The following is a 17,641-nucleotide window of genomic DNA, read 5'->3' as shown; positions in this document are numbered from 1 at the left end:
GCCGCGGACGCGCATCCCACAAAGTCATAGCTATTGCGCATATATGCAGCTCGGCGGCCTGTGCATCCCTCGACCGACCACGCGACCTGCCCTGATCGCCCGACAAACCCCCTGGTGCCGGGTTAGCATGCTGGACGCTGCGGCACCCCGCGGCCGATACGCAGAAAACGCTCGAAACCGATGGGTAGTGATCAGGTATGACGGTTCGTCGCCTTGTTGTCCGAAGCTCCGTCGCCGCCGCGCTCGCCCTCGGGTCGATCGCGGTCGTCGCGCCGCACGCGGCCGCCGACACGTGTAGCGACGGCACCGCGCGCATCTTCTTCGCCAATGCCGAGCCCGCGTGCGTGACCGGCACGACCAGCTACCGCACCCAGACGATCGCGAAGGTGTGCTCGATGCCGGGAGCCGACGTGGTCGCCGAGGCCACCTTCCCGAAGCTGCGGGGGAAGGCGGTCACCCAGCGACTCGAACTGACCAACGGCACGTGTGGACGTTTCGATATCACGACCCAGGAAAGCGCCACCGTCTCCGTCACCCAGAACTAGCCGGGGCCCGGTCGTCCGCGCCGCCCAGCAGCAGGGCGCTGTCGCCGAACTCGTGCCACAGGTATCCCGTCTCCAGTGCCGCCGCGTAGGCCGCGTGGACCGTGGCCTCCCCCGCCACCGCGACCAGCAGGTCCAGGTGGGAAGCGCCCGGCGCGTGCCAGCCGGTGATCAGCCCGTCCACGACGCGGGCGGGCCGCCCCGCGCCCAGGACCAGCTCGGTCCAGCCGTGCACCGGATGCACGACACCCGCGGCGTCACCGGCGGTTTCGAGCGCCCGGGTCACCGTGGTGCCGACCGCGATGACGCGCCCGCCCGCCGCCTTCGTGTCGTTCACCCGGCGCGCGGTCGAGGCCGGGACGGTGAGCCGCTCCGGACTGGGCGGCTCCCCCGCCTCCGGTGACGAGACGCCGGTGTGCAGGGTGATCGGCGCGAGACCGACACCGGCCGCGACCAGGTCCAGCACCAGTCGCTCGGTGAACGGCCTTGCCGCGCTGGGCATCTCCGCGCTGCCCGGCACCCGGCCGAACACCGTTTCGTAGTAGGACGGCGACCATCGCTGCGGCACATACGAATAGGTGATCGGGTAGCCGTACACCGCGAACAGCTGTCGCGGGTCGGCGGTGAGGTCGGCCACCCAGAGCCGGCGACCGCCCGCCAACCACGGCGACCGCAGCGTGGCGCGCACGCCGTCCGGCAGCCTGATCACCGCGCCCGCCGAAAGCTCTTCCGCCGGAAAGGGCGTGCGGGCGGTGGTGCGCACCTCGACCACCCAGCCGCCGTCGTCCAGCCAGCTCGCGAAGTGCAGCGCCATCGGCCGATCGTCGAGCCTGCCGTCCACCGCGGCGGCCAGCGCCGCCGAATTGTTCACCACCACAAGGTCACCGGGCCGCAGCTGCCGTGGCAATTCGCGGAACCGAGCGTGCGTGAGTCCCGCCCCGGCGACGAGCAGCCGCACTTCGTCCCGGGCCAGGCCGCGCGCCTCCGGCGGGGCAACCGCGTTCCGTTCGGGCGGAAGAACGAAACGCGGCCGGTCGACGAGGAGGGTCATGACCGGTGCCCTACCGCGAAATCGGCGGCGGCGTAGCGCCCGTTCTTGGGTTTCTCGTCGAGCAGTCGCAGCAGCGCCGGGACCACGGTCTCGGGTTCGGGACGGTCGGAGATGTCGTCACCAGGGAAGGCCGCCTGGTGCATCGCAGTCCGCATATCGCCCGGATCGAACGCGTAGATCGACAATTGCGGGTGCTCGGCGCCCAGAATCGCGGTGAGCTGGTCGAGCGCCGCCTTCGACGAACCGTAGCCGCCCCATTCCGGATACGGTTCGAGCGCGGCGTCCGAACTGAGGTTCACCACGCTGCCGTCCGCCGCCAGCAGCGGCAGCGCGAACTGCACCACGGCGAGCGGCGCGACGACATTGGTCCGGTACACCAGCTCTAGTTCGTCGAGCGGATAGTCGGCGAGGCGGACCAGCGGGCTCGGTCCGAGTGCGCTCGCGTTGTTCACCACCAGCGCGAGTTCTCCTGCACCACTGGCTACTTCGGCCAGTTCCGCACGGTGCGCCGGGTCGGTCACATCGCCAGGGACGGCGACGAAGGCGGCCCCGAGCTCCGCGGCTACCCAGGCGAGCCGTTCGGCGTCCCGGGCCGTCCCGATCACCCGCCAGCCCCGATGCGCGAGCGCGTGTGCGAGCGCCCGGCCGAATCCGGCGGAGGCGCCGGTGATCAGTGCGGTACGACGAGCCATGATGACCTCCTGGTAGTGCCCTACCAGTTGATCCTCATACCTCGAGATAGGTTCAGGTCAAGGGTGCGGCGGCGCGCACTTCGCGCCCGGCCGAAACCGGCTGTCCTGCTTACTCTTCCGGTTCGGACTCGGTTTCGGACTGCGGCGTCACCGCGTCCGGCCCCGCCTCCAGCAGCAACCGGAACCCGTCCTCGTCGAGGATCGGCACCCCGAGTTCCTCCGCCTTGGCCGCCTTCGAGCCCGGCGCATCACCGATCACCACGAACGCGGTCTTCTTCGACACCGAACCCGCCGCCTTGCCGCCACGCACCAGAATGGCCTCCTTCGCGCCGTCGCGGGAGAACCCGTCCAGCGAGCCGGTGACGACGATGGAGAGCCCTTCGAGCGTGCGCTCAATGGACTCGTCGCGCTCGTCGGCCATCCGCACGCCCGCGGCGCGCCACTTGCCGACGATCGCGCGATGCCATTCGACGGTGAACCATTCCGCGACCGCCGCCGCGATGGTGGGCCCGACCCCGTCGGCGGCGGCCAGCTCCTCGGCCGAGGCGTCCTGGATCCGGTCGAGACTGCCGAACTCCCGCGCCAATACCCGTGCGGCGGTGGGCCCGACGTGCCGGATCGACAACGCCACCAGCACCCGCCACAGCGGCCGGCTCTTGGCCGCGTCCAGGTTGTCCAGGAGGCGGCGGCCGTTCGCGGACAACCCGCCGTCCTTGTTGGCGAACAGCGTGGTGGCCAGCAAGCGGGATTCATCGAGGTCGAACAGATCACCCTCGTCGGTGATCACCCCCGACTTCAGCAGATCGTTCGCCGCCTCGTACCCGAGCGACTCGATATCGAACGCGCCGCGACCCGCCACGTGGAACACCCGCTCACGCAGCTGGGCGGGACAGAACTGCTGGTTCGGGCAGCGGATATCGGCGTCGCCCTCCTTCTGCGGGGCCAATTCGGTGCCGCAGGCCGGGCAGTGCGTCGGCATCACGAATGCGCGCTCCGCGCCGGTGCGCGCGTCCACCACCGGACCCAGCACCTCGGGAATCACGTCGCCCGCCTTGCGGATGGTGACCGTGTCGCCGATCAGCACGCCCTTGCGTTCGACCTCCGACGCGTTGTGCAGCGTGGCCATCGAGACCGTCGATCCCGCGATGGACACCGGCTCCATCACCGCGAACGGGGTGACCCGGCCGGTGCGGCCGACGTTCACCTCGATGTTCAGCAGCTTGGTCGTCGCCTCCTCCGGCGGATACTTGTAGGCGATCGCCCAGCGTGGCGCGCGCGAGGTGGACCCGAGCCTGCGCTGCAGGGCCATCTCGTCGATCTTGACGACCTGCCCGTCGATCTCGTGCTCGATATCGTGGCGATGCTCGCCCCAGTACGCGACGCGTTCGATGACGGCGTCGATGCCCTGCACCAGCTTGGTGTGCTCGGACACCGGCAGGCCCCAGGCCGCCAGCGCCCGATAGGCCTCGTGCTGCGAAGCCGGAGCATAGCCCTCGATGCGGCCGAAGCCGTGGCAGATCATCCGCAGCCGGCGGCGTGCGGTGACCGCCGGGTCCTTCTGCCGCAGCGAGCCGGCCGCGGTGTTGCGCGGATTCGCGTACGGCGGTTTGCCCTCGGCCACGATGGCCGCGTTGAGCGTCTCGAAGTCCTCGAGCCGCATGTACGCCTCGCCGCGCACCTCGAGCAAGGCCGGGATCGGGAACTCGGCGCTGGGCGTCAGCTCGCCCGGGATGTCCTCGATGGTGCGCGCGTTGAGCGTGACGTCCTCGCCCGTGCGCCCGTCACCGCGGGTCGCCCCGCGCACCAGCCGCCCGTTCTCGTACACCAGGTTCAGTGCGACGCCATCGATCTTCACCTCGCACAGATAGTGCAGATCGGGCCCGGTCTCGGCCTCGACGCGGCTCGCCCAGGTGCGCAGCTCGTCGAAGTCGAACACGTTGTCCAGCGACAGCATCCGCTCCAGGTGGTCGACCGCGGTGAAGTCGGTCGCGAACCCGCCGCCGACCAACTGGGTCGGCGAATCCGGAGTGAGCAGGTCAGGGTGCTGCTCCTCCATGGCCTGCAGGCGGCGCAGCAGCGTGTCGAATTCGCCGTCGGTGATGATCGGCGAGTCGCGCACGTAGTAGCGGAACTGATGCTCGCGCACCTCGTCCGCCAGCTGCTGCCACTGCACGCGTTGCTCGGCCGTCGCCGGGGCGGGTGCGTTCGTGTCGTTGTCCACCGCACTGCTGTCACTCACCCAACGCACATTAGCCGAGGCCACCGACATCTCACGGCAGTGTTCGCGCACGTCGCGGCCCCGCGTCGGCGCCCCGCACCTCACTCGAAGGTGAGGGACTCCGGGTCCTCCGCGTAGGCGCGCGCGACCTCGGCGGCGCGGCTCAGGGCCTGGCGGGCCCAGGTCAGTGGTGCGTTACCCAGGCCGCACGCCGGGCTGATCAGGATCTGGGTCGCCAGGGTCGAGCGGGGGAAGCCGAGCCGATCGACCAGGCGGACACCGGGTTCGGCGAGCGCGCGCCAGCCCGGCATGACGGGGGCGGGGGTGGTGGGCACCGCACCGAGTACCAGATGTTTGCCGGCGTCGAGCAGCTCGCCCACCGGGTCGAGTTCCTTCGTGCCGATCGTGGCCAGATCGAATCCGATTGCGGCCGCGCTGGTTCGGCGCAGGAAGCCGAGCGCGGGCGGGGCGGCACAGCTGTGCAGCAGCACCGGCGCGGACTGCGCCGCGAGCACGGAGTCGAGCGTGGCGAGCGCTTCGGGTTCCGGCATGGCGCGCACCGTGTCCAGCACGCTGACACCGCGCAGCGATCCGTCGAGCACCGCCGTCAACGACGGTTCGTCCACTTGCAGCAGCACTTGCGCGCCGAGCCGTTTACGCACCTCCGCGACGTGCTCGCGCAGCCCCTCGGCCAGCGACTCCGAAAGATCGCGCAGCGCACCGGAATCGGTGAGCACCAGGTGCCCGTGCGGCAGTTCCACCTGCGCCGCCAGCGTCAGCGGACCCGCGACCTGTAACTTGATCGGCCCACTCGAACCCGTTGTCTCCCAGACCTCTTCGAGCGCGTCTAGGTCGGCGCGCAGCAGGTCGCGGGCCCGCCTGGACAGCGCACCCGGCCGCGGCGCGAGCCGGTAACCGCGGGTTGTGGTGTCGAAGCGCATGTCCACCAGCAGAGCCGACATGCGCCCGATCAGATCTGCGCCTGCGCCCCGCCCCGGCAGCTCCGCCAGGTGCGGTAGCTCCGGCAGCTCGCCGAGGATGGTCGCGGCGGCTTCCCGCGGGTCGGTGCCCGGCCACGAACCGACGCCCGTCGCGATACCGCCGCGCAAGAGGGGGCGAGCCGCGGGCTCGCCGTCGGCTTCGCTGTCGCGTCCCTCGCCCATGCCGTCCTGATACACCGTTGCCCGTTTCCGTCGGTCGATCATCATGTGCGCACACCGGTCCCCGATGCGCTCCGATCATTGTGCGCGCCCAGCGAATTCCACGAAACGCCGCGGACATCGATACCGCGGCGGCACGATACCGCCGCCGCGGCGCGAATCATCGTGTCGCGGAGGCGGCTTCGCTGTTCGCGGCGGTGCTGTCCGCTCCACCGGTACCGGAAATGGTGCCGCTGCCGAGCACTTCGTCACCCTGCTCGTCCGGGCGGTACAGGACGACCGCCTGACCGCGGGCGACACCGGTCAGCGGCGCGCGCAAACGCACTGTGAGCCCGGTGCCGACGGCCTCGGCGATCGCGGGCGCGGTGCCACCGTGCGCGCGCACCTGCGCGACGCACTCGATCGGCCCCGCGGGCGCGGTACCCGAGGTCCAGATGGCGCGCTCGGCGTCGACGGTCCACACCTGGAGGTCCTCGGCCGAGCCGACCCGGACGGTGCCGGAATCGGGGTCGATGCCCGTCACGTAGCGCGGCTTGCCGTCGGCCGCCGGGCCCGGCAGGCCGAGTCCCTTGCGCTGGCCGATCGTGAACCCGTGCACGCCCTCGTGTTCGCCGAGCACCTGCCCGTCGGCGTCGACCACCGCGCCGGGCCGGATGCCGATCTTCGCGCCGAGGAAGGCGCGGGTGTCGCCGGAGGGAATGAAGCAGATGTCATGGGAGTCGGGCTTGTTCGCGACGGCCAGCCCGCGCTCGGCGGCCTCCTCGCGGATTCGCGGCTTCGGGGTGTCGCCCACCGGGAACATGGCGCGCGAGAGCTGCTCGGCGTTCAGCACGGCGAGCACGTAGGACTGGTCCTTGTCGGCGTCCACGGCGCGGCGCAGCACACCGTCGTCGAGGCGCGCGTAGTGCCCGGTGACCACGGCGTCGAAGCCGAGCGCCACCGCGCGGTCGGCCAGCGCCGAGAACTTGATCTTCTCGTTGCAGCGCAGGCACGGGTTCGGCGTCTCCCCCGCCGCGTAGGCGGCGACGAAATCGTCGATCACGTCTTCCTTGAAGCGATCCGCGAAATCCCAGACGTAGAACGGGATGCCGAGCACGTCGGCGGCACGCCGGGCATCGCCCGCGTCCTCCTTCGAGCAGCAACCCCGCGAGCCGGTCCGCAGCGTGCCGGGCGTCGCGGACAGTGCCAGATGCACGCCGACCACCTCGTGACCCGCGTCGACCGCACGCGCCGCCGCCACTGCCGAATCGACACCACCACTCATCGCGGCGAGTACCCGCATCAAACACCTCCCTTCGCACCGGCCAGACCCGCGGCCCTGGCCCGCTGCACCACCTGGGGCAGCACCTCCAACAATCGGTCCACCTCGGCGCGGGTCGAGGTGTGCCCCAACGAGAATCGCAACGAGCCGCGGGCCTGCCACGGTTCGACGCCCATGGCGATCAGCACGTGACTCGGCGACGCGACACCGGCGGTGCACGCCGAGCCGGTCGAGCATTCCACCCCCGCCGCGTCGAGCAGCATCAGCAGCGAATCACCTTCGCAGCCGGGGAAAGTGAAGTGCGCGTTGCCGGGCAGCCGCCGCTCGCCGGGGGCGCCGTTGAGCACCGCGTCCGGCTCGATGGCCTGGACGCCGTCGATCAGACCGTCCCGCAGGGTGGTCAGTTCCGCGGTGCGCGTGGGCAATTCGCGCACGGTATGGCGCAGTGCGGTGGCCAGGCCGACCGCGGCGGCGATATCGGAGGTCCCGGAACGCAGGTCGCGCTCGTGCCCGCCGCCGTGCAGCAGTGGCACACAGGGCACCTCCCGGCCCAGCAGCAGCACGCCGATGCCGTGCGGGCCGCCGACCTTGTGCCCGGCGAAGCTCGCCGCCGAGAGGTTGCTCGCGGCGAAATCGATCGGCAGCTGCGCCGCGGCCTGCACCGCGTCGCTGTGCATGGGTACGCCGAATTCCTGTGCCACGGAGGCCAATTCGCCGATCGGCTGGATGCTGCCGACCTCGTTGTTCGCCCACATCACGGTGACGAGCGCGACGTCGCCGGGGTCGGCGGCGAGCGCGGCGCGCAGTGTGCGCGGCGAGACCACGCCCTCGGCGTCCACCGGCAGCCAGGTCACCCGCGCGCCTTCGTGCTGTTCCAGCCACTCGACGGCGTCGATCACCGCGTGATGCTCGATCGAACTCGCAATGATCCGGGTCCGGCGCGGCTCGGCGTCGCGGCGGGCCCAGTAGATGCCCTTGACCGCCAGGTTGTCGCTCTCGGTACCACCGGAGGTGAAGATGACCTCCGAGGGCCGGGCGCCCAGATCGGCGGCGATCGATTCGCGCGCCTCCTCCAGCGTGCGGCGGGCGGCACGGCCCGAGCCGTGCAGCGACGACGCGTTCCCCACCAGCCCGAGCGCAGCCGTCATCGCCTCGATGGCGGCAGGCACCATCGGCGTGGTGGCCGCATGATCGAGGTAGACCGTCTGGGGCGCCGCACTGTGCTCCGGACCCGAAAAACCCGCCATCATGACCTAGAAAGCCTATCCCAGCGTTGACCTGCGTATCTGCGGGGTGTCCCCCCAGTGAGCTACGACTCACCCACCAACCAGAACCCGGTGACGGTGTTCGGCTATTCCCGGCAGGCGTGTCTCCCCACGCGGGTCGGCGGCCGGGTCAGTTCCCGATCGGGTACTGGAAGACCGCGGGGACGAAGGTGGCGACCTTGCGCAGCCATTCGGGCCAGGTCGCCGGGTCCAGCGCCATCGATCCGACGTCGTTGAAGACGCAGCCCTGCTGCACCGGCACCCCGTCGAAGCGGTCCTTCAGCCAGGTGGTCTCCTTCGCCCACGCGATCGCCAGCAAGGAGAAGTGCTCGCTGAAGTTGTCGCGCATGTATTCGACGCGGGCGTTCGGGTCCTCGCAGTAGTGCGCGTAGAGGTCGTTGACCGGGCCGACCGGCACGATCCAGTCGGGATTGGCCTGGAACATGAAGACCGGCATATCAGGAGTCGAGTGACCCATCCGCAGCTTCTCGAACACCGCGGCGGGCACCGGATCGCTGAACACGTCCGGGCTGTCGAACAGGCCCGGCAGGTTCACGAACGGCAGCACCGCGGCCGACCACAGGCAGAACGGGGCCTTCACCGCCGCCATCGCTTTACCGAAGCCGTTCATGTGCTGGTCGTAATACTGTGCCAGGTCCGGATATTCGCGCGCGGCGGACAGCATGCCCGACAGCAGCAGGCCGGAGCCGGCATTGTTGCTGGCCAGCTTGATCATCCGGACCAGGTCGGCGGGGATGCCGCCCATCGCCGAACCGACGACATTGAGTTCCGGTGCATAGGACGCCTTGAGTTCGGCCGCGTGACCGGTAGCGATAGCACCGCCGGAGTAGCCGAGCAGACCCACTTTGGTGGCGGCCCCTTCGAGTCCGAGCAGATCGAAGTTCTCCGCGGCGCGGATGCTGTCCAGCGTGATCCGCGCATTGAGCGGACCCGCGCCGAAGGCCATGTCGGGGCCGTCGTAATCGGGCATGTTCAGAGCCCAGCCCAGCCCGACCGTGGTGATCGCGTTGATGAACTCGACCGGAATATTCAGTGCCCCGGTGATATTCGGCGGCACCGAGGCCAATTGCAGCACGTAGGACGGTGAACAGTATTTCGCGCTGGAGTCGGGGGCGAATTGATAGGACAGCAGATTGCGCGGCACACCGTTGTTGTTGCCGCGAGGTTTGACCACGGTGGTAACCGCCGCGATCGGTTCGTCCCTGGTGTTGGTGGAACGGAACGACAACTGCCAGGCGTCGACGTTGTACGGCAGCACCGAATAGAGCGAGACGTGGACCTCGCGCGCCGCGATGATCTCGCCGGGCTTCTTGGCCGCCACGACGGCCGGGTCCGGCTCATAGAACGCCGGGTCGAATTCCGGCGGCGTCGGCGGGATGGGAAACGGCAGCACCGGCTGCACGGGCACCGGTTCGGCCGCCACCGTCCCGGCGGTGGCCACCAGGCTGACCGCACACAACACCACGAACGGCACGGTCGACCACCGGCGCAACAGGTACCGCAATCCGACGACACGCATGGCGCACTCCTCGACGAGAGATCACACGACGAAACGATCAGTGTTATGGCGAAAGATCCGCCGAGATTGCCGACTCGACGCTGTTCCGTTCGATCACGCGCCGAACACGGATCTCCACGAATACAGCGAGTCCCTCACCTCGACTCCTGCAATGCGGTGCAATGTATCACTATGAGTAGCCCCACATTCGCTATGCGCTTGTGTCGTACTCCATCAATTCCAAACCACGCGGTTTGCCTCGTCAATCGGCACCCCGCCGAAAAAGGGCGACCGGCACTCGCCACTGTGCACAATCGGTGCAGGTGAGATCAGCCGGATCTTTCGTGGCCGACACCGCCGACGCTGCGCAGCGGCCGCCACGCGCCCGGATGTGATGATTCGAGCAGCACGTTTCCGACTCTGCCGAAGTAGGGGTGAATGCCGGTGCCGCACCGTGAGGACGCCGAGAACACGACCGCGCCCGATGCGGTACTCGCCCGCCTGCACGCTCTCGCCGCCGCCTTGATCAGCGAATTCACCGTCGGAGCCGCGCCGTACGACCAGTTGTCGCCCACCCTGATGGACGCGGACTTCCGGCCCGGCGCGGAACTGAACGTCGACCTGTTCTTCGAGTTCGCGCGTACCGGCGTCGAGCCGTCCGAAGCCGAGACGCAACCGCTCGTGGATCGGGCGGTGGGTCTCGTCCGGCAGGGCATGGAACTCACCGAAGCGATGACCAACTATCGCCTGGGTGTGTCGTTCCTGTGGTCGCAGCTGATGCAGCAGTGGTCGGCCGAGCAGCAGGCGCCGCTGCCCGCGGCGTTGCCCTTTCAGCTCAACGACTATCTGGGCCTGATCACCACCCGGATCGCCGCCGCGGTGGTCGAGGACATCCGCCAACCCCGCTGGGACATCATCGAACGGCACCGGGAGATCGCCGACGCCTTGCTCAACGGGCGCGATCCGGTCGAGTGGGCGACCGGCCAGGACATCGCGATCGCGCCCGCGTTCCTGATCGCGGTCGTGCGCCTGGGCGACCCGAGCCCCGGCTCGGTCACTTTGCTGCGCAACACCTTTCACGGCATGCCCGGCGCCTTCCTGCGCCGTGACGGCGGCGGCTGGACCGCGCTCATCCCGTACGACACCGCCGTCGAGGAAGACGCCGCGGTCGCCGCGCTGGCGGCGCAACTCACCGCGATCTCGGCCGGGCAGCCGCAGTTGTGGATCGGCGTCGCGGCGGCGGTGCACCACGCCGATATCCCCGCCGCCTACGCGGAAGCGCAGGCCGTGGCCGAGGTCGCGCGGAGCACCCGCTGGCCCGAGTTGGTCTGCCGCCGGCAGGCGATGATGTTCGAATACCTGGTCGCGACGGCGAAACCGGCCAGGACCGCCCTGGTCGGCCTGCTCGAACCGCTCGCGGATCAGCCGGTGCTGCGCGAAACCCTCGGCCTGTTCATCGATCGCGACTTCAACCAGAATGCGGTGGCCCGCGAGATGTTCGTGCACCGCAACACGATCACCTACCGGCTGAACCGGGTCGCCGAGCTCACCGGACTCGATCCGCAACGCCCGTCGGGCATCGCGACGCTCATGGCCGCCCGCATCGCCGAATCACTCGGCACCCCATAGTCGCTCGCTACGCACCAGACCGGCCGCGTAGAACGACGAAGAGCGGCAAGGGTTTTCCCTGCCGCTCCCGTCGATAGGTCGAGCTATCCGGCGACCGCTTCCGTCCGGCGCGCACGACCGCGCAGCAGCGGAAGCCGGCGCACCGGCCTGCGTACCTCGGGTGCGTCCGAGGCGACGGACGGGTCCTGGACCCGGGTCGATCCGGCCTCGATCCAGACCGTGGCGTCGAACTCGCCGTGCCGCGACAGCTCCGTGCCGCGCACTGCGGCCGCGCACCGCCGCGCCAGATCCCGCCGGTCGGTGCCCGGCTGCTGCAGCGGCTCGAGCACCACCTCGGCGACCATGCCGCGCGAGCGGAGCACCCGCTTGGCCGACGACGCGAAGGTGTCCTCGCCCACGAATCCCGGTACCGTGCACTGCTTTCCGTGCCGATCCAGGTAGCGCAGCCGCACCGGCTGCACCGCGGTCCCGGTGTCTACCGCGGCCTGGAACAGCGCGGGTCGCATGCTGCCGTATGCGCGGCCACACCAGGTGGTGCCCTCCGGGAACACCGCGATCCGCTCGCCCGCCGCGAGCCGGGCGCCGATCTGCGCGACCACCCCGGGCAGCGCACGCAGCTTTTCCCGCTCGATCGGGATGACGCGCATCAGCGTGGCGAGTTTGCCGAGCACCGGCCAGTCGACCATGTCGGCGCGGGCGACGAAGCCCAGCGGCTGTACCGCGGCCAGCGCGACGATATCGGTCCAGCCGATATGTCCGGCCACGACCATGACCCCGGCGCCTCGCTCGCCATACGCAACGGGCGCGGTGCTGCCCTCATCGACAGCGCCGCGCCCGTTCGTGTCGACCCGCCGGTCGACTATTCGCAATTCCATACCGAGACAACTCAACAGGGTTCGCGCGTAGCCGCGCTGGAGATGTTCTCGTTTGCCCTGCGGGGTAACCAGATTCACCATCGGGAAGCTGATCAGCAGCCCGGCCACGCCGAGTAACCTGCCGAGCACGCGCCCGGTGCCGACCGCATCGATCGGCTCGATGCAGCCGGGCCCGCACGGGCTCGACGGCATCCACGAGTGCGCCTTCGCTTCGGCGGGTGGTGCGTCGAACACCATGTCGCTCACCGTCCTCCGTCGAAATTGGCGGCTGCGCCCTGCAACCGCTCGAGGTAGCGGGTGTTGATCGTGTCCAGCCCGAGCAGCACGACGAAGTCGGCGACCGCGAAGTCCGGATCGTGCGCGGGCTCGCCGCAGATCTCCGCGCCCAGGCGCAGATAGCCGCGCAGCAGCGGCGGCAGCTTGGGTCGCGCGGGCGGGGTCATCTCATCGAGGGTCTGACCGTCGACCACGACCGGACGATACGGCCGCACCCGGCGCTCGGGATCGCAGGCATGCCGGCCGAGCAGCAGGTCACGTACGCCGCGGACGTTCACGCCGGGCGCGTCGGCAGGCGTGTCCTGCATCGGCACGGACGCGCAGCCCATCACCCAGTCGTAGCCGGTGAGCTGGATGTAGTGCAGGATGCCCGCCCACATCAGGGTGAGCACCGAACCGTTGCGGTGCTCCGGCACGACGCAGGCCCGGCCCATCTCCACGATCCGCCGTCCGGTCGGATCCAGTTGGGACAGTTCGAATTCCGTGGCCGTGTAGTACCCGCCCGCGGCGGCGACCTGGTCCGGCGGGAGCATGCGGTAGCAGCCGACGAACTCCTCGGTCAGATCGTCGCGCACCAGCATGTGGTCGCAGTGGTCGTCGAACCGGTCGGCGTCCAGTCCGGTGCCGTTGTCGGGAATCCGGAAACCGGGCTCGTTCGCGAAGACGCCGTAACGTAGCCGCTGCGCCGCGATGCGGTGCTCGGTGTCGGAGGAAACAACCAGCGAGTACCGTGCTCGTTGTTCCCCGGTGTCCGTCGAGCGGGCCGGAGCGGCCAACACCGACGTGATCGCGCCCTTCGCCCGGTCGCCACCCCTGATCGAATCGCTGAGCGATGCTGTCATATCCGTGATGAAGCCAGGCTGAAGCTGCGCTGGAGCAACCTCGAAGTGTCCCCGCGATGCCGGTTCGGTGAACGAGATGCGGATCACACCGTGCGTTCATCCCGGCGTCGCACCGCGTTCGCGCCCGCGCGCCGAAAACAAGGCTTTCAGCCGTCGGAAGCGTTGTCCGTGAACACCATTCGAACGCGGCGCGAACAGCACGAAGTCGCACCGCGAGTGGCGCGATGCGACTTCACGTCGTGTTCGGGCGGTGTGCGCCGCGAACTGTCAAGCGGCGGTGCGTTCCTCGGCGCCGACCGGTCGCTGCGCCTTGTCCACCTCGGCGAAACCGGGACGGCCGGTGCCGATGAAGGCAACCAGCCAGGAGGCGACGGCGGCGAACCGGTTACGGAAGCCGACGAGATAGAACAGGTGCACCGCGAGCCACACGAACCAGGCGAGCACGCCCCGGAAGGTGATCTTGTCGGTGAGCTTGGTGACCGCGCTGAACCGGCTGATCACCGCCATGCTGCCCTTGTCCCAGTACTTGAACGCGGTCCCGGCCGGCTTCTTGCGGCGGATGATGTCGGCGGCGTGCCTGCCCTCCTGCATGGCCACCGGCGACTGTCCCGGGTAGCCGTTGAGCGAGGTCATATCGCCGATCGCGTAGATATCGGCGTAGCCGCCGACGGTGAGGTCCGGATTGATCAGCAGCCGGCCCGCGCGGTCGGTCGCCACGCCGGTGGCCTCGGCCAGGATCTTCGCGAAGCCGCCCGCCTGTACGCCCGCCGACCAGACGACCGTCTCGGCCGCGATGCCGTGCTCGACCCCGGTCTTGTCCTTGACGGTGACCTTGCCGTGCTCGATATCGGTGACGAAGGTGCCGAGCAGCACCTCGACGCCCGAGCGGGTCAACGACTTCTTCGCGTACTCCGAGAGTCCGCCGCCGAACGGGGGCAGCACCTCGCCCGCGCCCTCGACCAGCGTCACCGAAACCTCTTGGTGGTAATACCGTTTCGCCAGTTCTTTGAGCTGACCCGCGACCTCGACGCCGGTGGCGCCCGCGCCGACCACGACGAAGCTCAGCAGCCTGCGCCTGGTCTCCTCGTCGGCGCCCGCGGCCTCGGCGAACACCCGCTGGATCTGCGCGCGCAGCAGTTTCGCGTCATCGATGGTCTTGAGCGAGAAGGTCTTCTCGGCGAAATCGTCGCGGCCGAAATAGGACTGGCTGGCACCGGTGGCGGCGATCAGCGAACCGTAGCGGATCCGGTGCTGCGTGCCGTCCTGCTCATAAGTGACGATCGCCCTGTCCGGGTCGATGGCGACCACCTTGCCGAGGCGCACGTCGGCCTCGCGGTGCCGGCGCAGAATGCCCGCGATCGGCGGGGCGATCTCCTCCGATGCCAGCACACCGGTCGCTACCTGGTACAACAACGGTTGGAACAGGTGCTCCGGCGTGCTGGAGATCAGCACGTAATCGATACCCGACTTGGCAAGTTGCTTGGCGGCGGACAGCCCGCCGAATCCCGATCCGACGATGACAACACCCGCGGTCTCGATTCCCGCATCCACGTACTGCATGACAGCCTCCTTCTCTCATTACCAACCGTCATCCGGAAGCGAGATATTTCAGGTGTCAGGGCGCATAATGCAGATGACTCTTATCTCGATCCGTCATTAATCGGAGGCGCTGTGGAACTACGGCAGCTCACCTACTTCGTCGCTGTCTGCGAGGAGCTCAGCTTCAGCGGAGCGGCCGCACGGTGCTTTATCTCACAGTCCGCGATCAGCCATCAGATCTCCCGGCTCGAGCGCGACCTCGGCGTGCAACTGTTCGAACGCTCTACAAGATCAGTGGTACCCACCGACGCCACCGCACGGCTACTTCCCCTTGCGAAACAGATGCTGAGCCTGGAATCGGCGATCCGGGCGGCGGTGCGCACGGTGGGCCCGCGCATCCGGCTCGCCGCGAACATGTCCTTCGCGACCAGATCGCTGTCCGCCATCGCCGGCGCGCGAGCGACGCACCCGGAGGCCGAGATCGAGTTCGTGATCAAACCGTTCCGGCAGCGGATCACCGCGGTCGCGGACGGCGACTGCGACCTCGCGCTCATCCGCGGCAGCGTCGATCAGCCGGGACTGGAGGTGGAGCAGCTGTGGGTGGAGGATCTGGTGATCGCGACCTCTAGCGCGCATCCGCTCGCCACCCGGGAAACGGTGACGCTGTCCGACCTGAGCCGCTATCCCCTGCTGCTGCCGCCGGAACAGGAACAGGTGCTGTTGCACACCGTGATTCGGTCCGCGTTCGCCGAGCTGCCCACCGGTCCCACCTTCGGCCCGCCGATCCCGCCCGACCACACCGCGACGCTCGAATTGATCAACCGGCCCGACGCGTGGACCGTCCTCTACGCGGAGAGTTCCACCGAGGGGCTGGTCGTACTGAAACTGGCCGAACAGAAACTGCGCATCCCGGTCTCGGCGGTGCTGCGCAGCGACGTGCGCCGCTCCCCGATCCTCACCACCTTGCTCGCCGGATTGCACCGCAACTGAACCGATACGCCTACCGCGGTGCACCCACCACTTCTCGGCAGGCGAACTCAGGTCCGGCGATCGACAAAGCTCGAGTCCACACTGATTGCACCAGTGAGCCGCCAAACACCGCGTTCGAAGATCAAGTCACCTGATACCACGATGGGTTGCTTACTCTGGTGCGCACGGATCGCCCATACGTATTCCTCACCAGCCAGTGGTACGTGAACCTTTCGTGGTCGACCGTCCACATGTGTGGAAAGCACAATGCTTGTGGCTTCTTGATCCTCGTCGCCAAGGTCGTCCCGATTGAGCGTGCGCACAGTACCGAGCAGTGTCACGTAGCGTGGCGGTTCCTCACGCCTGACAAGCCGTTCGCGCACCCGCGGCAAACCAGCCATTGCATTGCGATCGACAATGATCCGCGAGGCACTGATTTCAGGTGGCGGCATCGTTGCCGCCCAATCGAACGACAAATCAAGCGCACGTAGCGTTTCCGGCTGAGTCATTTCCAGGACCGACTCGACCAGACTGGCACTCAGCCCCAGCTGCCCAGCCTTGTCCAGAGCGCGCTCGTCCCAATCGAGGGCTAGCTGCCGAGTCGACTGCAGACCTGTAGCCAACGTTGTCATCACCTTACGAGGAAAAGGCACAGCCGAAGATCCGTCCCCATGCGACGGCACGACATCGCCCAGCCGAGTTACTACGGTGAACACGAAGCTACCGCGTTTTGTGTGTCCGAGGCGGATGTCCTCTTCGAGGAAGTCGGTGACCGTTGCCGATCTCCTACCACGGTGCGAATGCGTCGGATCATCAGCAGTCGTCGCGGCGGCCCTCAACATCGTGAACAGCGCCTCCAACGTCGTCTCTGCCTGACGAAATGGGATCGTCCCATCGGTCATTTCTTGATCAAGCCGGACAAAGAAGAGATCGGCACGCGCCGCAACGATGCGTTCGGCTAATTGCCGGAGATCCCAGTCGTAGATCGTGGCAAGCGCCTGGAGAGTGTCACGAAAACGCACGGGAAAGTCGACATAGTCAGTAGCCAGAGGCACCATGACCCGGCCTTGAAGGCCATCTTTTCCTGGCAGGCGCCAGATTTCCTTTACGTCGTCGTCACGAGCTTCCAGCTGCCAGTCATGACTAGCCAGATACTGTGAGACGGCCGGCGGCGACAACGAGGACGCGACCTCAGACAGAGCGTCGAGCGGAGCTTTCTTCACCACTGACCTCCTTCGCCGATTACCTGCATGATGCCCTGAAGACTGCCCACGTCAAACAGGTTGCACCTGGGCAGGTGCACTGTCTTGCTGGCCTTACCATCCTCGATCTCGCCAAGCTTCTTCGCATGTTCCCAGTACATACGGCTCGAGCTGGTCAAACCCGCTTCGGAAAGATCGAGTAGCTGGTCAGGATTCTCGGGTATGAGCAGCACTCCGAGCAGCGCCGGTGCAAACCGTTTGGGGCTCACCAGCTTGAGAAACCGATCACGTTTCAGTGTCCACGCCAGGTGATCAGCCTCTAGCAACCGACTCTGTGTCGTGCACTTGAGCTGCATCTCGAACTCTGGGCAGTAGTACCTCGTGTACTCCGCAGACGCGACAATCGTGATGTCGACGCCGTCGTAATCCGTCTCATGGCTCTTGATCGAGCAGCCAGCCGCTGCAGCCACCATGCGAACAAACGCCAGGCTGAATTGTTCCTGCCGCGCGGTCATCGGCAAGCCACCATCCAGACTCAACGACGCAGACTGGGCTCCGAGACTTTCACCGCCTTCTACCATGCCACCCCTCCCGGCGTCCC

The 17,641-nt window shown here is 68.1% G+C and carries 15 protein-coding genes; 3 read left to right on the top strand and 12 right to left on the bottom strand.

The features are described 5' to 3' along the window. Positions 1–197: 197 nt before the first annotated feature. Complete coding sequence (locus tag NVU01S_RS15810) at positions 198–545, top strand: hypothetical protein (protein WP_043673826.1); 348 nt, start codon at positions 198–200, stop codon at positions 543–545. Here the strand turns inward: NVU01S_RS15810 and NVU01S_RS15805 are convergent. From NVU01S_RS15805 to NVU01S_RS15775, 7 genes are all read right to left on the bottom strand, one after another. Then, the gene (locus NVU01S_RS15805) at positions 532–1,593 is read right to left on the bottom strand and encodes an S-adenosylmethionine:tRNA ribosyltransferase-isomerase (protein WP_052280811.1); all 1,062 of its coding nucleotides are present in this window, start codon (positions 1,591–1,593) and stop codon (positions 532–534) included. The genes NVU01S_RS15810 and NVU01S_RS15805 overlap by 14 nt on opposite strands. Next, a complete protein-coding gene (locus NVU01S_RS15800; protein ID WP_043673828.1) occupies positions 1,590–2,285 on the bottom strand; it encodes an SDR family NAD(P)-dependent oxidoreductase in 696 nt (231 codons plus the stop codon). Before NVU01S_RS15800 ends, NVU01S_RS15805 begins: the two co-directional genes overlap by 4 nt. A gap of 109 nt (positions 2,286–2,394) precedes the next feature. Then, a complete protein-coding gene (gene ligA / locus NVU01S_RS15795; protein ID WP_244467330.1) occupies positions 2,395–4,524 on the bottom strand; it encodes an NAD-dependent DNA ligase LigA in 2,130 nt (709 codons plus the stop codon). A gap of 80 nt (positions 4,525–4,604) precedes the next feature. Next, complete coding sequence (locus NVU01S_RS15790) at positions 4,605–5,708, bottom strand: methionine synthase (RefSeq protein ID WP_244467334.1); 1,104 nt, start codon at positions 5,706–5,708, stop codon at positions 4,605–4,607. Between the two features lie 115 nt (positions 5,709–5,823). After that, positions 5,824–6,945, bottom strand: coding sequence for a tRNA 2-thiouridine(34) synthase MnmA (gene mnmA / locus NVU01S_RS15785; protein WP_043673831.1), 1,122 nt, complete (start codon positions 6,943–6,945; stop codon positions 5,824–5,826). Then, positions 6,945–8,174 carry a cysteine desulfurase family protein gene (locus NVU01S_RS15780; protein WP_043673833.1) on the bottom strand — a complete coding sequence of 410 codons (1,230 nt, stop codon included), beginning with the start codon at positions 8,172–8,174 and terminating at the stop codon, positions 6,945–6,947. The genes mnmA and NVU01S_RS15780 overlap by 1 nt, the downstream gene beginning before the upstream one ends. Positions 8,175–8,319: 145 nt before the next feature. Beyond that, on the bottom strand, positions 8,320–9,729 hold the full coding sequence (locus NVU01S_RS15775) for a lipase family protein (protein WP_043673836.1): 1,410 nt from the start codon (positions 9,727–9,729) through the stop codon (positions 8,320–8,322). A 417-nt stretch (positions 9,730–10,146) separates the two neighbouring features. On the opposite strand from NVU01S_RS15775, the gene NVU01S_RS15770 reads away from it, so the two are divergent. Further along, the gene (locus tag NVU01S_RS15770; protein WP_043673838.1) at positions 10,147–11,337 is read left to right on the top strand and encodes a PucR family transcriptional regulator; all 1,191 of its coding nucleotides are present in this window, start codon (positions 10,147–10,149) and stop codon (positions 11,335–11,337) included. An 83-nt stretch (positions 11,338–11,420) separates the two neighbouring features. On the opposite strand, the gene NVU01S_RS15765 is transcribed toward NVU01S_RS15770, so the two are convergent. The 3 genes from NVU01S_RS15765 to NVU01S_RS15755 all read right to left on the bottom strand — a co-directional run bounded on the left by NVU01S_RS15765 (position 11,421) and on the right by NVU01S_RS15755 (position 14,890). Next, positions 11,421–12,458: a lysophospholipid acyltransferase family protein gene (locus NVU01S_RS15765; RefSeq protein WP_043673841.1), complete on the bottom strand. Its 1,038-nt coding sequence runs from the start codon at positions 12,456–12,458 to the stop codon at positions 11,421–11,423. Then, entirely contained in the window at positions 12,455–13,330 is an 876-nt protein-coding gene (locus NVU01S_RS15760) for a GNAT family N-acetyltransferase (protein WP_052280812.1), read from the bottom strand. Before NVU01S_RS15760 ends, NVU01S_RS15765 begins: the two co-directional genes overlap by 4 nt. A gap of 267 nt (positions 13,331–13,597) precedes the next feature. Further along, on the bottom strand, positions 13,598–14,890 hold the full coding sequence (locus NVU01S_RS15755; protein ID WP_082032142.1) for an NAD(P)/FAD-dependent oxidoreductase: 1,293 nt from the start codon (positions 14,888–14,890) through the stop codon (positions 13,598–13,600). 111 nt (positions 14,891–15,001) lie between these two features. Here NVU01S_RS15755 and NVU01S_RS15750 point away from each other — a divergent pair, with 111 nt between their 5' ends. Next, positions 15,002–15,859, top strand: a complete 858-nt coding sequence (locus NVU01S_RS15750) for a LysR family transcriptional regulator (protein WP_043673843.1) — start codon at positions 15,002–15,004, stop codon at positions 15,857–15,859. 47 nt (positions 15,860–15,906) lie between these two features. Here the strand turns inward: NVU01S_RS15750 and NVU01S_RS15745 are convergent, their stop codons facing one another. After that, positions 15,907–17,061, bottom strand: coding sequence for a hypothetical protein (locus tag NVU01S_RS15745; RefSeq protein WP_043674081.1), 1,155 nt, complete (start codon positions 17,059–17,061; stop codon positions 15,907–15,909). After that, positions 17,058–17,555 (bottom strand): DUF4365 domain-containing protein, encoded by a 498-nt coding sequence (locus NVU01S_RS15740; RefSeq protein ID WP_209444822.1) that lies wholly within the window; start codon positions 17,553–17,555, stop codon positions 17,058–17,060. Before NVU01S_RS15740 ends, NVU01S_RS15745 begins: the two co-directional genes overlap by 4 nt. Positions 17,556–17,641: the final 86 nt, after the last annotated feature.

This window comes from Nocardia vulneris (genome assembly GCF_001613425.1).
GTDB classification, from domain to species: Bacteria; Actinomycetota; Actinomycetes; order Mycobacteriales; family Mycobacteriaceae; genus Nocardia; species Nocardia vulneris.
Note: the sequence above shows the minus strand (reverse complement) of the source record. Positions and strands in the feature narration are given on the sequence as shown.

What these genes read in the sequence shown, in the direction of transcription:
- NVU01S_RS15740 (WP_209444822.1), bottom strand. Translation starts at nt 17,555, where the DNA reads ATGACCGCGCGGCAGGAACAATTCAGCCTGGCGTTTGTTCGCATGGTG.
- NVU01S_RS15780 (WP_043673833.1), bottom strand. Translation starts at nt 8,174, where the DNA reads ATGATGGCGGGTTTTTCGGGTCCGGAGCACAGTGCGGCGCCCCAGACG.
- NVU01S_RS15770 (WP_043673838.1), top strand. Translation starts at nt 10,147, where the DNA reads ATGCCGGTGCCGCACCGTGAGGACGCCGAGAACACGACCGCGCCCGAT.
- NVU01S_RS15810 (WP_043673826.1), top strand. Translation starts at nt 198, where the DNA reads ATGACGGTTCGTCGCCTTGTTGTCCGAAGCTCCGTCGCCGCCGCGCTC.
- mnmA (WP_043673831.1), bottom strand. Translation starts at nt 6,945, where the DNA reads ATGCGGGTACTCGCCGCGATGAGTGGTGGTGTCGATTCGGCAGTGGCG.
- NVU01S_RS15790 (WP_244467334.1), bottom strand. Translation starts at nt 5,708, where the DNA reads ATGATCGACCGACGGAAACGGGCAACGGTGTATCAGGACGGCATGGGC.
- NVU01S_RS15755 (WP_082032142.1), bottom strand. Translation starts at nt 14,890, where the DNA reads ATGCAGTACGTGGATGCGGGAATCGAGACCGCGGGTGTTGTCATCGTC.
- NVU01S_RS15760 (WP_052280812.1), bottom strand. Translation starts at nt 13,330, where the DNA reads ATGACAGCATCGCTCAGCGATTCGATCAGGGGTGGCGACCGGGCGAAG.
- NVU01S_RS15775 (WP_043673836.1), bottom strand. Translation starts at nt 9,729, where the DNA reads ATGCGTGTCGTCGGATTGCGGTACCTGTTGCGCCGGTGGTCGACCGTG.
- NVU01S_RS15800 (WP_043673828.1), bottom strand. Translation starts at nt 2,285, where the DNA reads ATGGCTCGTCGTACCGCACTGATCACCGGCGCCTCCGCCGGATTCGGC.
- NVU01S_RS15805 (WP_052280811.1), bottom strand. Translation starts at nt 1,593, where the DNA reads ATGACCCTCCTCGTCGACCGGCCGCGTTTCGTTCTTCCGCCCGAACGG.